The sequence below is a fragment of the Pseudomonas sp. R3-57 genome (assembly GCF_051132065.1).
Lineage (GTDB): Bacteria > Pseudomonadota > Gammaproteobacteria > Pseudomonadales > Pseudomonadaceae > Aquipseudomonas.
The window spans coordinates 4,581,196-4,594,988 of record NZ_CP071655.1 but is presented as its reverse complement, the minus strand read 5'-3'; the positions used below and the strand labels follow the sequence as shown (position 1 = coordinate 4,594,988).

General features: G+C 57.9%; 13 protein-coding genes, 1 tRNA gene and 1 pseudogene. 11 read left to right on the top strand and 4 right to left on the bottom strand.

Annotated elements, in window-relative coordinates; all coding sequences use genetic code 11:
• Positions 1–15 precede the first annotated feature (15 nt).
• Positions 16–1,449: a M48 family metalloprotease gene (locus tag J3P93_RS20675; protein WP_434591341.1), complete on the bottom strand. Its 1,434-nt coding sequence runs from the start codon at positions 1,447–1,449 to the stop codon at positions 16–18.
• A 97-nt stretch (positions 1,450–1,546) separates the two neighbouring features.
• Here J3P93_RS20675 and J3P93_RS20670 point away from each other — a divergent pair, with 97 nt between their 5' ends.
• Together J3P93_RS20670 and J3P93_RS20665 are read left to right on the top strand one after the other, a co-directional pair.
• Positions 1,547–1,786: a sulfurtransferase TusA family protein gene (locus J3P93_RS20670; protein ID WP_434591338.1), complete on the top strand. Its 240-nt coding sequence runs from the start codon at positions 1,547–1,549 to the stop codon at positions 1,784–1,786.
• 31 nt (positions 1,787–1,817) lie between these two features.
• Positions 1,818–2,888, top strand: a complete 1,071-nt coding sequence (locus J3P93_RS20665) for an AI-2E family transporter (RefSeq protein ID WP_090282206.1) — start codon at positions 1,818–1,820, stop codon at positions 2,886–2,888.
• 129 nt (positions 2,889–3,017) lie between these two features.
• Here J3P93_RS20665 and J3P93_RS20660 read toward each other — a convergent pair whose 3' ends face one another.
• Positions 3,018–3,491 (bottom strand): peroxiredoxin, encoded by a 474-nt coding sequence (locus J3P93_RS20660; protein WP_434591334.1) that lies wholly within the window; start codon positions 3,489–3,491, stop codon positions 3,018–3,020.
• A 10-nt stretch (positions 3,492–3,501) separates the two neighbouring features.
• A complete protein-coding gene (locus J3P93_RS20655; RefSeq protein WP_434591331.1) occupies positions 3,502–4,062 on the bottom strand; it encodes a glycine cleavage system protein R in 561 nt (186 codons plus the stop codon).
• 328 nt (positions 4,063–4,390) lie between these two features.
• On the opposite strand from J3P93_RS20655, the gene dapA reads away from it, so the two are divergent.
• The 8 genes and pseudogenes from dapA to J3P93_RS20615 all read left to right on the top strand — a co-directional run bounded on the left by dapA (position 4,391) and on the right by J3P93_RS20615 (position 11,916).
• Positions 4,391–5,269: a 4-hydroxy-tetrahydrodipicolinate synthase gene (gene dapA / locus J3P93_RS20650; protein WP_434591328.1), complete on the top strand. Its 879-nt coding sequence runs from the start codon at positions 4,391–4,393 to the stop codon at positions 5,267–5,269.
• Between the two features lie 17 nt (positions 5,270–5,286).
• The gene (bamC, locus tag J3P93_RS20645) at positions 5,287–6,402 is read left to right on the top strand and encodes an outer membrane protein assembly factor BamC (protein WP_090282211.1); all 1,116 of its coding nucleotides are present in this window, start codon (positions 5,287–5,289) and stop codon (positions 6,400–6,402) included.
• Between the two features lie 6 nt (positions 6,403–6,408).
• Positions 6,409–7,170 (top strand): MBL fold metallo-hydrolase, encoded by a 762-nt coding sequence (locus J3P93_RS20640; RefSeq protein ID WP_394506070.1) that lies wholly within the window; start codon positions 6,409–6,411, stop codon positions 7,168–7,170.
• Between the two features lie 28 nt (positions 7,171–7,198).
• Positions 7,199–7,912 carry a phosphoribosylaminoimidazolesuccinocarboxamide synthase gene (purC, locus tag J3P93_RS20635; protein ID WP_332762245.1) on the top strand — a complete coding sequence of 238 codons (714 nt, stop codon included), beginning with the start codon at positions 7,199–7,201 and terminating at the stop codon, positions 7,910–7,912.
• Between the two features lie 83 nt (positions 7,913–7,995).
• Positions 7,996–8,085, top strand: a tRNA-Ser gene (locus tag J3P93_RS20630).
• Between the two features lie 376 nt (positions 8,086–8,461).
• Positions 8,462–8,973 (top strand): annotated as a pseudogene (locus tag J3P93_RS20625) (DNA adenine methylase); the annotation flags it as partial.
• A gap of 400 nt (positions 8,974–9,373) precedes the next feature.
• Positions 9,374–11,557 carry a PAS domain-containing sensor histidine kinase gene (locus J3P93_RS20620; RefSeq protein ID WP_434591323.1) on the top strand — a complete coding sequence of 728 codons (2,184 nt, stop codon included), beginning with the start codon at positions 9,374–9,376 and terminating at the stop codon, positions 11,555–11,557.
• Positions 11,554–11,916 (top strand): response regulator, encoded by a 363-nt coding sequence (locus J3P93_RS20615; protein ID WP_434591320.1) that lies wholly within the window; start codon positions 11,554–11,556, stop codon positions 11,914–11,916. Before J3P93_RS20620 ends, J3P93_RS20615 begins: the two co-directional genes overlap by 4 nt.
• Positions 11,917–12,354: 438 nt before the next feature.
• Here the strand turns inward: J3P93_RS20615 and J3P93_RS20610 are convergent, their stop codons facing one another.
• Positions 12,355–12,546, bottom strand: a complete 192-nt coding sequence (locus tag J3P93_RS20610; protein ID WP_090282215.1) for a YegP family protein — start codon at positions 12,544–12,546, stop codon at positions 12,355–12,357.
• A gap of 278 nt (positions 12,547–12,824) precedes the next feature.
• Here J3P93_RS20610 and J3P93_RS20605 point away from each other — a divergent pair, with 278 nt between their 5' ends.
• On the top strand, positions 12,825–13,790 hold the full coding sequence (locus tag J3P93_RS20605) for a glycosyltransferase family 2 protein (RefSeq protein ID WP_434591316.1): 966 nt from the start codon (positions 12,825–12,827) through the stop codon (positions 13,788–13,790).
• Positions 13,791–13,793: the final 3 nt, after the last annotated feature.

The following is a 13,793-nucleotide window of genomic DNA, read 5'->3' as shown; positions in this document are numbered from 1 at the left end:
GCTCAGCGACCGGGCTCAGCCCATCATGTCCTTGATCATGCGCTCCTGCTCCATCAGCTCACGCTGGCGGGCATCGATGCGGGACGACAGCGGGAAGTTGCTGCCGGCCTTGCGCTTGGCAAAGTCCAGTTGCTGAATAGCCTGTCGATAGTCGCCGACGAGGGCAAAATATTCCGCTCGAGCCTGATGCAGGCCGATGATGTTGCCTGACAAGCCACGGGTTTCCGCCACTTGATACCAGACGTCCGGATCGTCCGGGCGCGATTTGAGCAAGGCTTCCAAGGCTTTCTCGGCATCCGGCGCGCGGTTCTGCTTGAGCAGCAGATCCACGCGCACCTGATTGAGCGGATAGTTGCCCGGATACTGCGTCAGCATGCGGTCTACCCGTGACTGCGCGTCGGGCAAACGATTGTTGGTGATATCCAGATCGACCTGAGCGAGGTTGTAGATGATCTCGTTCGGCGATGTTGCCAGTAATTGTTTGAGGTTCTCGCGCGCCTCGTTCAGTTGCCCGCCCTTGATCTGAGCGATGGCCAGACCATAGCGCGCTACATCGTTTTTCGGATTCTCGTCCAGCAGCGCACGAAAACGCTTGGCGCCCAGCCCCGGTGTTTCTTCATAGATCAACTGCACCCGCGCGCGGATCAGTTGATAGCGCTTGGAGTCTTCGATGCCGCCCGGTCTGGCCTGCTCGGCGCGGTTGCGGGTGTCAGCGATACGCGATTCGGTCACCGGGTGCGTCAGCAGGAATTCCGGCGGCTTGGCATCGAAGCGATACTGGCGCATCAGGCGTTCGAACATGGTCGGCATCGAGCGCGGGTCGTAGCCGGCCTTTTCCAAATTGAGGATGCCGATGCGGTCGGCTTCCTGTTCGTTCTGTCGGGAAAAGGTTCGTTGCGCCTGAATCGCCGCCGCCTGGCTACCGGCGATCGCCGCAATCCCGGCATCGCCTCCGCCAGCCGCAGCGATGACGATCCCGGCCAGCAGGGCAGCCATCATCGGCACCTGCATGCGCTGTGAAGCCTCGACACCGCGGGCGAAGTGGCGTTGCAACAAGTGCGCCAGTTCGTGTGCGAGTACCGAGGCATATTCGCCTTCGGTCTGCGCGTTGAGAAACAGGCCGCCATTGACCCCGACCACGCCGCCGGGCGCCGCGAAGGCGTTGAGTTGCGGGCTGTTGATCAGGATGAATTCAAGACGCCGGTCAGTGACCTGGCTGGTTTCCACCAGTTTGTACACGCTGGATTCAACGTAGTCTTTCAATTGCGGGTCGTTGAGTTGTGACACCTGGCTGCGCAACATGGCCAGCCAGGCGCGGCCGAGCTGGTATTCCTGTTGTGGCGAGACAATGGCAGAACTGGCGTCCCCGAGTGACGGCAGATCGTCGGCAAAGCCTGGTGAGGCGAGCAGGCAAGCGAGCGTCAGCAGGGTAGGGCGCAGAAAAGTCATGCACAAAGCCTTAAAAGACAAAGACCTTACTGTAGCCGGACACCAACGCTGCGACCAGATATTCTAGGCAGCTCGAGACCTGAACCGGAGTGACGCAATGAGTGACGCTGTAGTCCCTGACGTAGAACTGGACGCCACTGGCCTGAACTGTCCGTTGCCGTTGCTCAAGGCAAAAATGGCGCTCAATAAAATGGCCAGCGGCGAAGTACTCAAGGTGATCGCTACGGATGCGGGCTCGCAACGCGACTTTCGCACCTTTGCCAAACTCGCCGGTCATGCACTACTGCGTGAAGAGGACGAAGCCGGCGTCTTCCGTTACTGGTTGAAAAAAGCCTGAAAACGACAGCGTCAGAACCTGAGGATTATTGATGTTCAAAGTGTTGCGCGACTGGATTCAGCGCTATTTTTCCGATGAGGAAGCGGTGGTGCTGGCGGTGCTGCTGTTTCTTGCTTTCACCGCGGTACTCACCCTCGGCGGCATGCTTGCGCCGGTGTTGGCCGGCATGGTGCTGGCTTATCTGATGCAGGGGCTAGTGGTCACGCTTGAGCGAATGCGCGTGCCGGGCGGTGTCGCGGTGGGTTTGGTGTTTGCGCTGTTCATGGGCGCACTGATGCTGTTCATCGTCGTCGTGCTGCCGTTGCTCTGGCATCAGTTGATCACCCTGTTCAACGAACTGCCGGGCATGCTCGCCAAGTGGCAATCGTTGCTGTTGTTGCTGCCGGAGCGCTATCCGCATCTGGTCTCCGATGAGCAGGTGCTGCAGGCGATCGAGGCGGCGCGCGGCGAGATCGGCAAGTTCGGCCAGTGGGCGCTGACTTTCTCGCTATCGAGTCTGCCGCTGCTGGTGAACATCATGATCTACCTGGTGCTGGTGCCGATTCTGGTGTTTTTCTTCCTTAAAGACCGGGCGATGATCGGTGAGTGGGTGCGTGGGTATCTGCCCCGTGAGCGCGCGCTGATTACTCGCGTTGCGCAGGAAATGAACCGGCAGATCGCCAATTACATCCGCGGTAAAGGTATCGAAATCGTCATTTGCGGTGGCGTGACCTACATCGCATTTATCGCGCTCGGTCTCAACTACGCGGCGTTGCTGGCGTTGCTGGTGGGCCTGTCGGTGGTGGTGCCGTATGTCGGCGCCGTGGTGGTGACCGTGCCGGTGTTGCTGATTGCGCTGTTTCAGTGGGGCTGGAGCGATCAGTTCATCTATCTGATGGCGGTTTACGGAATCATTCAGACGCTGGACGGCAACGTGCTGGTGCCGCTGCTATTTTCGGAGGCGGTCAACCTGCACCCGGTAGCGATCATCTGCGCGGTGCTGCTGTTCGGTGGGCTTTGGGGATTCTGGGGCGTGTTTTTTGCGATTCCACTGGCGACGCTGTTCAAGGCTGTGCTCGATGCATGGCCGCGAAAAGAGCCGGTGGTGGCGCCGCTGCTGTAGCGATTGATTCCAATTGCTCGGTCAAGCTGAAGGGGCATTCGCGAGCAGGCTCGCTCACACATTTGGAATTTGATTCCCCGTGGGAGCGAGCCTGCTCGCGAAAGCGTCGGTAAATTCAAGGCAAGAGCATCAGGCTTTATTCAAAGCTTGCGCAGCAGCCAGAACCGCATCTACATGCCCTGGCACCTTCACACCACGCCATTCCTGACGCAGCACACCATCCTTGTCGATCAGAAAGGTGCTGCGATCAACGCCCAGGTATTCCTTGCCGTACAGCTTCTTCAACTTGATCACGTCGAACAACTGGCAGACGGCTTCGTCCTTGTCGCTGATCAGCTCGAACGGAAACTCCTGCTTGCACTTGAAGTTCTCGTGGGACTTCAGGCTGTCGCGGGAGATGCCAAAGATCTCCGTGTTGGCAGCCTTGAACGCTGCATATTGATCGCGAAAGCCTTGGCCTTCGGTGGTGCAGCCCGGGGTGCTGTCCTTCGGATAGAAGTAGATCACCACTTGCTGGCCCTTGAGCGCTGCCAGGCTGACGGTTTGCCCGCTGGTGGCAGGGGCTTCGAAATCGGCAACCGGTTGGTCGATGACAACAGCCATTAAAGCTTCCTTACATTGGGTTTTGTGGGCGCCAAGGCTCGATCAGCGCATCCAGATTCATCGCATCGGAGAAATCGAGGAACTGATCGCGCAGCCAGCTGATCTGGGTGCCGGCCGGCAGCGTCACGGTGAACGTGGCGTTAAGCATGGTGCCGCCGGTCTGTGGTGCCTGATAGGTGTCGCAGGTCAGGTTTTCCAGCTCGACGTTGTGGTCCATGAAGAACTGGCACAACTCATTGATGATGTCCGGGCGATACGCCGAGCTGACGTAAGCCACATACGGCAATGCCTGTGGGCGGTTTTCCAGCGGTGCGCTGCGCACCACGTTGACCGTGAACGCGTGTTTCTTGGCGAGGCCAGGCAGGCTGCCTTCGAGGCGGGCGAGGGCGTCCCAGCTGCCGGTAATCTCGAGAACCAGCGCACTGCACTCACCGTGGCGAGTCAGGCGCGAAGTCACCACGGCGCAGCGATTTTCATGGCTGGCGCGGCACAGCACGTTGGTCAGCTCCATCGGGTTGGCGCCGAGAGCACTGATGACAAGGAATTGTTCGCGAACTGTGGGGGTGGACATGCAGCATTCCTAAAGCGATGAGCGGTCGGTAGGTTGAGGCGTTGGATGCCGGAAGGTGCCTGTTGTGACGGTCCGTTCAAGGCGACCCGGCCAGCGCCCGCGGCTCGCTCCATTGACGCGTGAGCACGACGAGGCGATGCAGGAACAGGGTCTGGAAGGCCGAAACGGGAGGCAGAAACCCGGCGTACAAGCTGATCAGTACCGATCAAAGTCTGAAGGGTAGCGAAAAGCGGCGCCAAGGGGAATGGCGGCAGCGCAGTACTTCGCTTGTGCAAGCATCTTGGCGCCAGTACCATTACCGCTCTCTTTTTCCGGCAGGAGCGGTTTCATGATTGCGGGCAGTATGGTGGCACTGGTCACTCCCATGGATGCACAAGGGCGTCTTGACTGGGACAGCCTCAGCAAACTCGTGGACTTCCACCTCAAGAACGGCACCCATGCCATTGTCGCGGTCGGTACTACCGGCGAGTCGGCAACCCTTGATGTAGATGAACACATCGCCGTGATCAAAGCCGTGGTCAAACAGGTTGCCGGGCGCATTCCGGTCATCGCCGGTACTGGCGCCAACTCGACCCGCGAAGCCGTCGAGTTGACCCGTAATGCCAAGGAAGCAGGCGCCGACGCCTGCCTGCTGGTGGTTCCTTATTACAACAAGCCGACCCAGGAAGGTCTGTACCAGCACTTCAAGCACATCGCTGAAGCGGTCGACATTCCGCAAATTCTTTACAACGTTCCTGGCCGCACCTCCTGCGACATGCAGGCCGAGACCGTGATTCGCCTGTCCACCGTTCCGAACATCATCGGTATCAAGGAAGCCACCGGCGACCTTAAGCGTGCCAAAGCGATCATCGATGGCGTGGGCAAGGATTTCATCGTGTTGTCCGGCGATGATCCGACCGCGGTCGAACTGATCCTGCTGGGCGGCAAAGGCAATATCTCGGTGACCGCCAACGTCGCGCCGCGTGAGATGGCCGACCTGTGCGAGGCCGCGCTCAAGGGCGACGCCGACACCGCACGCGCAATCAACGAAAAACTGATGCCGCTGCACAAAGACCTGTTCATCGAAGCCAACCCGATTCCGGTGAAGTGGGCGCTGGTCGAAATGGGCCTGATGCACGAAGGCATCCGCCTGCCACTGACCTGGCTGAGCACACCTTGTCACGAAACGCTTCGCACGGCCCTGCGCCAGTGCAGCGTCCTGGTTTAATTGAGGAAGTACAACGCATGAAGCGAATGGCCGGACTTTCCGCACTTGCCTTGATTATCTCCAGCACCAGCGGCTGCGGATGGGTCTGGGGGCCGGAAGGTTATTTCCGCGACCGTGGTAGCGATTACCTGCAAGCGCAACAGACTGCACCGATGCAATTGCCACCGGATGTGAACACCTCCAAGCGTCTCGATCCGCTGTTGCCGATCCCGCGCAACGTCGCCGATGACACCGCCAAGGGCGAATACATCGTGCCGCGTCCGCAGCCGTTGTCCGCCGTGGCCGATGCCAGCGATTACTCGCTGCAGAAGAGCGGCGACTCGCGTTGGGTCGTGGCCCAGCATCCGCCGGCCGAAGTCTGGCCAGTGGCGCTGCAGTTCTTCCAGGACAACGGTTTCCGTCTGGATGAACAGCGTCCGCAGACCGGCGAGTTCACCACGACCTGGCAGCACTCCGATGAGCTTTCGGCATCGATGGCCAAGCGTCTGAGCGCGGCCGGCATCGCCAGCGACAGCGAAACCCGCGTGCGTGTACGCATCGAGCCGGGCGTGCAGCGCAATACCAGTGAGATCTACGTGGTCAGCGCCGAGCGTCCTGCCGGCAGCACCGCCGATGTCGCCTTCACCAACCGTTCGGTCAACACCGGTCTGGATGCTGCGCTGGTCGACGACATGCTCGCGAGCATGAGCCGTACGTCCGAGAAGGGCGGTTCGGTATCGATGCTGGCTTCGCGTGATTTCGACGCGCCAAGCCGCGTCAGCCTCAGCGAAGACGGCAGCGGCAACCCGGTATTGAACGTCGGCACCGATCTGGACCGTGCCTGGTCGAGCGTTGGCCGTGCACTGGAACAGGGTGAGTGGCGCGTTGAAGACATCAACCGCAGCCTGGGCCTGTACTACATCAACCTGGCCGAAAAAGCCGAGAAGAAAGACGACAAGCCTGGCTTCTTCAGCAGCCTGTTCGGCAGCGCGCCGAGCAAGGAAGAAGTGGAAGCCCGCGCCGAGCGTTATCAGGTACGCCTGAGCAAGGTCGGCGAGAACATTCAGGTGACCGTCGAGAAAAACATCAATACCGTCGCGCCAGCTGATGTGGCGCGTAAAGTGCTGAGCGTGATTCAGGACAATCTGGGCTGATCGACCATGCGTTTTGCCGTTCTCGGCAGCGGTAGCCAAGGGAACGGCACGCTGATCGCCAGTGCTGATACGTACGTGCTGGTGGATTGTGGTTTTTCCCTGCGGGAAACCGAAAAACGCCTGTTGCGCCTGGGTGTTCACCCGGCGCAACTGAGCGCGATACTCGTGACCCACGAACATGCCGACCACGTGCATGGCGTGGGTTTGCTGTCTCGGCGCTACAATCTGCCGGTCTACCTCAGTCGCGGCACACTGCGCGGGATGCGCAAACCGCTTGAGCCGGCAGGTTTTCTGGCCGGCGGCGAGCAACTGCAGATCGGTGCGCTGAGCGTCGGGGTCATTGCCGTGGCCCATGATGCGCAGGAACCGACCCAGTATGTCTTCAGCGATCAGGAACAGCGGCGCTTCGGCCTGCTCACCGACCTGGGATCGTACTGCGAGCGGGTGCTGGACAATTATCGGGATCTCGATGCATTGATGATCGAGTCCAATCATTGCCGCGACATGCTGGCGCGCGGTCATTACCCGTACTTCCTCAAGCAACGGGTGGGCGGCGAGCTGGGACATTTGAACAACCATCAGGCGGCATTCCTGGTGGCCGAGTTGGGCTGGCAGGGTTTGCAACACCTGGTCCTGGCTCATCTGAGCAGCAAGAACAACCTGCCGCAGCTGGCCCGGCAATGTTTTGTCGACACCCTCGGGTGCGACCCGGACTGGCTGCAACTGGCCGATCAAGATTCAGGGCTCGACTGGCGCCACATCGCCTAGCCCACCTACCTAGCAAGCGGAGCCCATCATGGAAAAACGTGAAGAACTCTACCGCGGCAAAGCCAAATCGGTTTACAAGACCGACGACGCTGACCGCTTGATCCTGCTGTTTCGCAACGACACCTCGGCGTTCGACGGCAAGCGCATCGAGCAGCTTGACCGCAAAGGCATGGTCAACAACAAGTTCAACGCCTTCATCATGCAGAAACTCGAAGCGGCCGGCATTCCGACCCAATTCGACAAGCTGCTGGCTGACAACGAAGTCCTGGTGAAGAAACTCGACATGATCCCGGTCGAGTGCGTCGTGCGTAACTACGCCGCTGGCAGCCTGGTCAAGCGTCTGGGCGTCGAAGAGGGCATGAAGCTCAACCCATACACCTTCGAACTGTTCCTCAAGGACGACGCCAAGGGCGACCCGTTCATCAACGAATCCCACGTCGTGGCATTCGGTTGGGGCACCGCCGAGCAACTGGCGCGCATGAAAGAACTGTCGCTGAAGGTCAACGAAGTACTGACCAAGCTGTTCGACGACGCAGGTCTGCTGCTGGTCGACTTCAAGCTTGAATTCGGCGTGTTCAGCGACGGCTCCATCGTCCTCGGCGACGAGTTCAGCCCGGACGGCTGCCGTCTGTGGGACAAGGACACCAGGAAGAAGATGGACAAGGACCGCTTCCGCCAAGGCCTCGGTGACGTCATCGAAGCCTACGAAGAAGTCGCCAATCGTCTGGGTGTACCGCTTTAATCGACGCAAGCATCTGATAGCACGAAGAAAATTTCGAAAGAGGGTTTGCTTTCGGTAAAAGTGTTGTTATGATGCGCGCCGTTGGAGAGATGCCAGAGTGGCCGAATGGGACGGATTCGAAATCCGTTGTACCTTCACCGGTACCTAGGGTTCGAATCCCTATCTCTCCGCCATTATTGAACAAGACGAAGCCCCCGTAATCATTGATGATTACGGGGGCTTTTTCGTTTCCGGACTTTCGTTTAGGGCATTTTTAAGGCAAAAAATGACATCATGAGGACGCTTTAGGCCTGTGTATGCTTCAGCCAATTTCGAAAGCGTGCTGTTGGGTTTGCGCTGATGGCGAGGGCGCGCGCGAGATATTGGAGCCTATCAGGGAGTTACGTATGTGGGTTTGGCAGGAAGCACGACAGCGTTGGCTGTTGGTGGCAGGGGTATAAACCTCAGGTTGCCTTTGTGGCAGTTTTTGGAAGGCGGAGCTATTGCCGCATTTCTATGTGCAGACGCAACGATCAGTGTCACGAGCGATCTGCTTGTCGGACTCATATCCGCATATGCCGATTCTTCTACCTGCAGCACCATGCCTTCGCCGGCAAGGTCTCGGGGCAGACGTTCGGCACGGCGACGACTGCCCCAGCCATTAACCTGCTGCGGATCGAGGAAAACCTCTCAGTCGCTTGGTAACGACTGTCCGGCACCTACGTCGAAAATGTCCCTTGGCTTGAATTCGCTGAACGTCACGACCGCGTCCACACCTTCCACTACATGGACCCGTCTTACTGGCAGACAGCCGGTTACGGCGTGGACTTTCCGTTCGAGAGCTACGAGCGGATGGCCGACTTCATGCGCCGCTGCAAAGGCAAGGTGATGATCAGCATCAACGACCATCCGGATATCCGCCGTGTGTTCGATGGTTTCCATTTTGAAACCTTAGACATCCGCTACACCACAACCAACCAACCAACCAACCAACCAGCGGCAAGGCAAAGCCGAGGTGAGCGGTGAGCGGTGAGCGGGTGATCATGAACTGGGCGCCAGAATCGTTGGGCGGCTTGTTCTGATCATCATGACGCGAATGGCATTCCGACGGCCTGGTTATCCAAGTGGTATTTTCGATGAACAGGGTGAGGCTGCTTTCTTAATCTGGAAATTCATATGGTAGATATCACGGGCTATTCGCTTGGTCGACAGTGCCTCTTGGAGGCGATCATATTCATTGTGGCCTCGTCACGCCGCCCAGCAAGGCTACGCTCTTAACGTCGTCAAAACGTGCAGGGGCTTTGTACCAATTACTGAACTAGCGCAACAAGTAGCGATCCAGTCCCTTGCTGCCCCAAGAAAAAGCTTGCTGTGCTCATGAAATTTATCTGAGGTGGAATACGACCTCAGGAGATACTCTCAGAGAAAGCCAAGACGTCGATAGATGGCGCGTTTTAGGAATACAGGCATTGAGGAAGAAGCATGTTGAATGTTGACGAGTTCCCCACGGACAATGGGCAACCCACTGAGTACGAGAGTCTGATCACCAGGGGGCCCCATTCGCTCGATGCCATCCCGGGGGCAATCTACTTGTGTGACCGCAATGGATGGCTCGTCAGCTTCAACAGCGAAGCGGTCAATCTGTGGGGAAGAACACCTGACCTAGGTGAGAATGGGGACCGTTTTTGCGGCTCGTACCGGCTCTACACGACAAACGGCACGCCATTAGCTGTTGACGAATGTCCCATGGCTTCCACCCTCATCAAAGGCCTGAATTCGCGTAACCAGGAGGTTTTGATCGAGCGCCCGGACGGATCACGCTTTGTAGCGCTCATGAATATCCGCACCCTTAGAGACCGGCGTGGGGAAATCCAAGGCGCGATCAATTGTTTTCAAGACGTCTCGATGCACCATGCAATGGCCGAAGAATTGCGACGCCAAGGCTCCGATCTTGAAGACTTTTTCGAAAACAGCGCCGTCGGCCTTCATATTGTCAGCGGCGAGGGCATTATCCTGCGGGCCAATAAAGCGGAGTTGTCGCTGCTGGGTTATTCCCCGAACGAGTACATTGGCCGTCACATCACCGATTTTCATGTTGACGAGCCGGTAATCGGAGACATCCTCAATAAACTCAGTAGCGGTGATTGCCTGAAAAGTTATCCGGCGCGTCTGAGGGCTAAGGACGGCACCATCAAACATGTCGCGATTACCTCTAACGGGCGATTTGAAGACGGTAAGTTCTTCAACACACGTTGCTTCACTGTGGATGTGACGCGCGTGCATGAAGCTGAAGTTGAGCGCCAGGAGAGCGATGATCGACTTGCGGCTACCTACGAGGCGGCGACCATCGGAATTGCTGAGGCGGGAGAGGATGGCCGCCTACTCCGGGTGAACGATGCCCTATGTACCATGCTAGGTCGCTCTCGCGAGCAGCTGCTGGCGATGACCTTTTTTGACTATACCCATCCGGACAGTGTTGAGCAGGATAGAGAGTTATATGCACGGCAGGTGGCAGGTAACCTGGACAACTACGTGTTGCGCAAAAGGGCCATGAAGCTCGATGGCCAGCCGCTTTATCTCGATATTCATAGCTCGTCGGTAAGGGCTCCTGACGGCAGGTTCCGCTATGGTGTGCGCGTCATCCAGGATGTGACGCTGGCCCGAAAAACGGAAAACCGGTTGCGAGAAAGCGAGCGTCACATGCGCAATTTACTAGAAGCGCTGCCGGCGGCCACCTACACTACTGACGCTGAGGGGCGCATCACATTCTATAACCGTGCGGCAGTCGAGTTGTCGGGGCGAACGCCGCAACTGGGCGAATTATGGTGCGTAACCTGGAAATTGTTCAACACCGATGGCTCCTATCTTCCTCACGACCAATGCCCCATGGCCGTAGCTCTTAAGGAAAATCGGCCGATTCGGGGCGTTGAGGCCATAGCAGAGCGTCCGGATGGCACACGTGTGCCATTTACGCCTTATCCGACCCCCCTCCATGATGCCGACGGAAACCTTGTCGGTGCCATTAACATGCTGGTGGATATCACCGAGCGTAAGCAAGCAGAAGACCGACAAAAAAACCTGATCGACGAGCTGAATCATCGAGTCAAGAACACGCTGACTACGGTTCAGTCCTTAGCGGCGCAAACAGCGCGCAACGCGAAGGATGCCAATGATGGGTACACACGGTTCGAAGCCCGGTTGCTCGCATTGTCGCGTGCCCACGATCTGCTGACTAAGCGGCATTGGGGCCTTACCCCGCTGGATCTGCTAGCCCATGAAGTGTTAATGCCGATATTTGGCCAAGAGCCCGGCCGCGTCGTGATCACTGGTGATGCCTTCAACGTTGACAGTCGCGTCGCACTGAACCTCACCATGACGCTCAATGAGCTGGCAATCAACGCCCTTAAATACGGAGCGATGTCCACCGAGAGGGGGACACTTTCGGTGAGGTGGAGCGTGCAACCCAAACCGAACGGAGCGCTACTCAGCCTGGACTGGCGTGAACAGGGCGGTCCCCCCGTGTTCACGCCTGAGCGAGAAGGATTGGGTTCGCGGTTGATGAAGCGCTGCATCGAGCGTGATCTAGGCGGTTCTTTTGAACTCGACTTCTCCCGTGAGGGCGTTCGCTGCCGGTTCTCGTTCACACTCGCTGGGGATTCATCATGACCTCTATCAAAGGAATAAAGGTGCTTCTGGTTGAAGACGAAGGCGCCATTGCCATGTTGATCGAGGAGATGCTCGAGGAATGGGAGTGCACGGTAGTCGCCTCCGTGGCCCGACTAGCGGAGGCTCTGCAGGCGGCAAGTGTGGTGGATGTAGATTTGGCGATTCTCGACGTAAACCTGGCTGGAGAGCGCGTTTTTCCGGCAGCTCGGACTCTGCGTGCGCGCAACATCCCGTTCTTGTTCAGTACGGGTTACGGCGCTAGCGGCCTGCCGGAAGAGTTTGCGGATTGTCCGGTCCTGCATAAGCCGTTTTCGGATATCGATCTTCGGTCAAGAATTGCACTAACGCTGAAATATTAGTTCAGTAAAGCTCTTTTGCTTGTGTCCGATCATTGGAAAGGGGGAAGCGGCAGCAAGAGGAGATGTTTAATTTGACATTGGGTGAGACCCGCATATGCATAGACGAAAGTGAGAGCCAGGCGCGCAGTATCTCGTCGTGAATGCCTTCATTGGATGACAAAAGCCGGTATCGGCCGTACGCGGGTCCGCACATCTGACCTATACAAACCGATAGACGATGATTCCGGTCGACACTGCGCATTGAACTCGCTTTTTTCTGGCGCAATCCATTGGTCATCGAGAGCCTGGGAACCGGTCGTCCCGTAAAAATCCTGTGACCTTGTCTGCCATTGCGCAAGGATTCGCTCCGTTACCGGTACGGATAAAAGCCCAGCAGACGGTTATGTGTCTGCAGGGCTTCCTGGTTTTACGAGAACGAATTCCTATCAGGCCGAGGCTTCAAATCTCCTTCACCGGCGTCTCTCCCTGCACCGCCTTGATCAACCCGATCACGTGAAGACAGTCCGCCTTGTTCACATACGACTCGCCGCTGGCGATGGTCTCGTGGTTGCCTGCTCTCAGTCTCCAGCGCCATTGTCCCTGGCCGGTGCGGGGGGTGCCTCTGGATTGCCTGTAAATCTCGAAATACATTCAGTTCGCTCCATGCGATTTAGATGTGCGTCAGTCGGTGTGGCGCATCGTCGCAAGCCTAGCGCAGACGGTTTTTTTGGCTATCGGACATTTGTTTCCAATCGTTGGCGGATGTTTCCGAGGGGCGCGGACTAGAGCGGGGGGATAGGCGTCCGGATTGGCCGATATGCCGCTGTTTGTTTGTTGCAACGCTGCCAGCGCTACTGCTTAATACGGGACGGCTCATGGCGTCGAAACTGATCGGCGACCGACAAACACTATAAAAAAGAGCACTCCCTTTGACTGAGCACGGAACGCAACAGGCCGCGCAGGTGACGTTATCGCTGGTGGTCCCGGTTTTTAACGAAGAGGACAGCCTCGACACCTTTGTGCAGCGGATCAATGAAGTCTTTCAACAGCAACCGTTGATTGACCTTGAGCTGGTGTTCGTCAATGACGGCAGCACCGATGCCACGCTTGAACGGCTGCTCGGGCATCAGCGGCATGACCCGCGCCTGCGCATCGTTGATTTGAGTCGCAACTTCGGTAAAGAGGCGGCGTTGTCTGCCGGGCTGCAGATCGCAGGCGGGCAAATTGTCGTGCCGATCGATGCCGATCTGCAGGACCCGCCGGAAGTCATCCTGCCAATGATCGAGCGTTGGCGCGAAGGTTATGAAGTCGTGCTGGGGCATCGTGTCAGTCGCCGCAGCGACACCTGGGCCAAGCAGACCTCGGCGCATTGGTTCTATCGCCTGCACAACCGGATCGCCGAACAGCCATTACCCGAGAATGTCGGCGATTTTCGTCTGATGGATCGCTGCGTGGTCGATGCGTTGCTGACGCTGCCCGAATCCCGACGCTTCATGAAGGGCTTGTTCGCCTGGGTTGGTTTTCGCACCACGCACGTCGATTACGAACGCCCTGAGCGCGTGGCGGGGCAAAGCAAGTTCAACGGCTGGCGGCTGTGGAATTTCGCCCTTGAAGGCATCACCAGTTTCAGCACCGAACCGCTGCGCGTCTGGACGTATGTGGGCGCGGCGGTGTCGCTGGTATCGTTTGCCTTCGCCATGTTCATTGTCCTGCGCACGTTGATCCATGGCGTCGACATGCCTGGTTACGCGTCGCTGATGGTTGCCGTGACGTTTCTCGGCGGCTTGCAATTGATCGGCATCGGCGTGCTCGGTGAGTACCTGGGCCGCACGTATATCGAATCCAAACGCCGGCCGGTTTTTCTGGTGCGTCGCGTCTACGACCCCAAGGACTGACAC

Bases quoted from the DNA above. Each gene is read 5' to 3' on its own strand.
- J3P93_RS20675 (WP_434591341.1), bottom strand. From the start codon at position 1,449: ATGACTTTTCTGCGCCCTACCCTGCTGACGCTCGCTTGCCTGCTCGCC.
- J3P93_RS20670 (WP_434591338.1), top strand. From the start codon at position 1,547: ATGAGTGACGCTGTAGTCCCTGACGTAGAACTGGACGCCACTGGCCTG.
- J3P93_RS20665 (WP_090282206.1), top strand. From the start codon at position 1,818: ATGTTCAAAGTGTTGCGCGACTGGATTCAGCGCTATTTTTCCGATGAG.
- J3P93_RS20660 (WP_434591334.1), bottom strand. From the start codon at position 3,491: ATGGCTGTTGTCATCGACCAACCGGTTGCCGATTTCGAAGCCCCTGCC.
- J3P93_RS20655 (WP_434591331.1), bottom strand. From the start codon at position 4,062: ATGTCCACCCCCACAGTTCGCGAACAATTCCTTGTCATCAGTGCTCTC.
- dapA (WP_434591328.1), top strand. From the start codon at position 4,391: ATGATTGCGGGCAGTATGGTGGCACTGGTCACTCCCATGGATGCACAA.
- bamC (WP_090282211.1), top strand. From the start codon at position 5,287: ATGAAGCGAATGGCCGGACTTTCCGCACTTGCCTTGATTATCTCCAGC.
- J3P93_RS20640 (WP_394506070.1), top strand. From the start codon at position 6,409: ATGCGTTTTGCCGTTCTCGGCAGCGGTAGCCAAGGGAACGGCACGCTG.
- purC (WP_332762245.1), top strand. From the start codon at position 7,199: ATGGAAAAACGTGAAGAACTCTACCGCGGCAAAGCCAAATCGGTTTAC.
- J3P93_RS20620 (WP_434591323.1), top strand. From the start codon at position 9,374: ATGTTGAATGTTGACGAGTTCCCCACGGACAATGGGCAACCCACTGAG.
- J3P93_RS20615 (WP_434591320.1), top strand. From the start codon at position 11,554: ATGACCTCTATCAAAGGAATAAAGGTGCTTCTGGTTGAAGACGAAGGC.
- J3P93_RS20610 (WP_090282215.1), bottom strand. From the start codon at position 12,546: ATGTATTTCGAGATTTACAGGCAATCCAGAGGCACCCCCCGCACCGGC.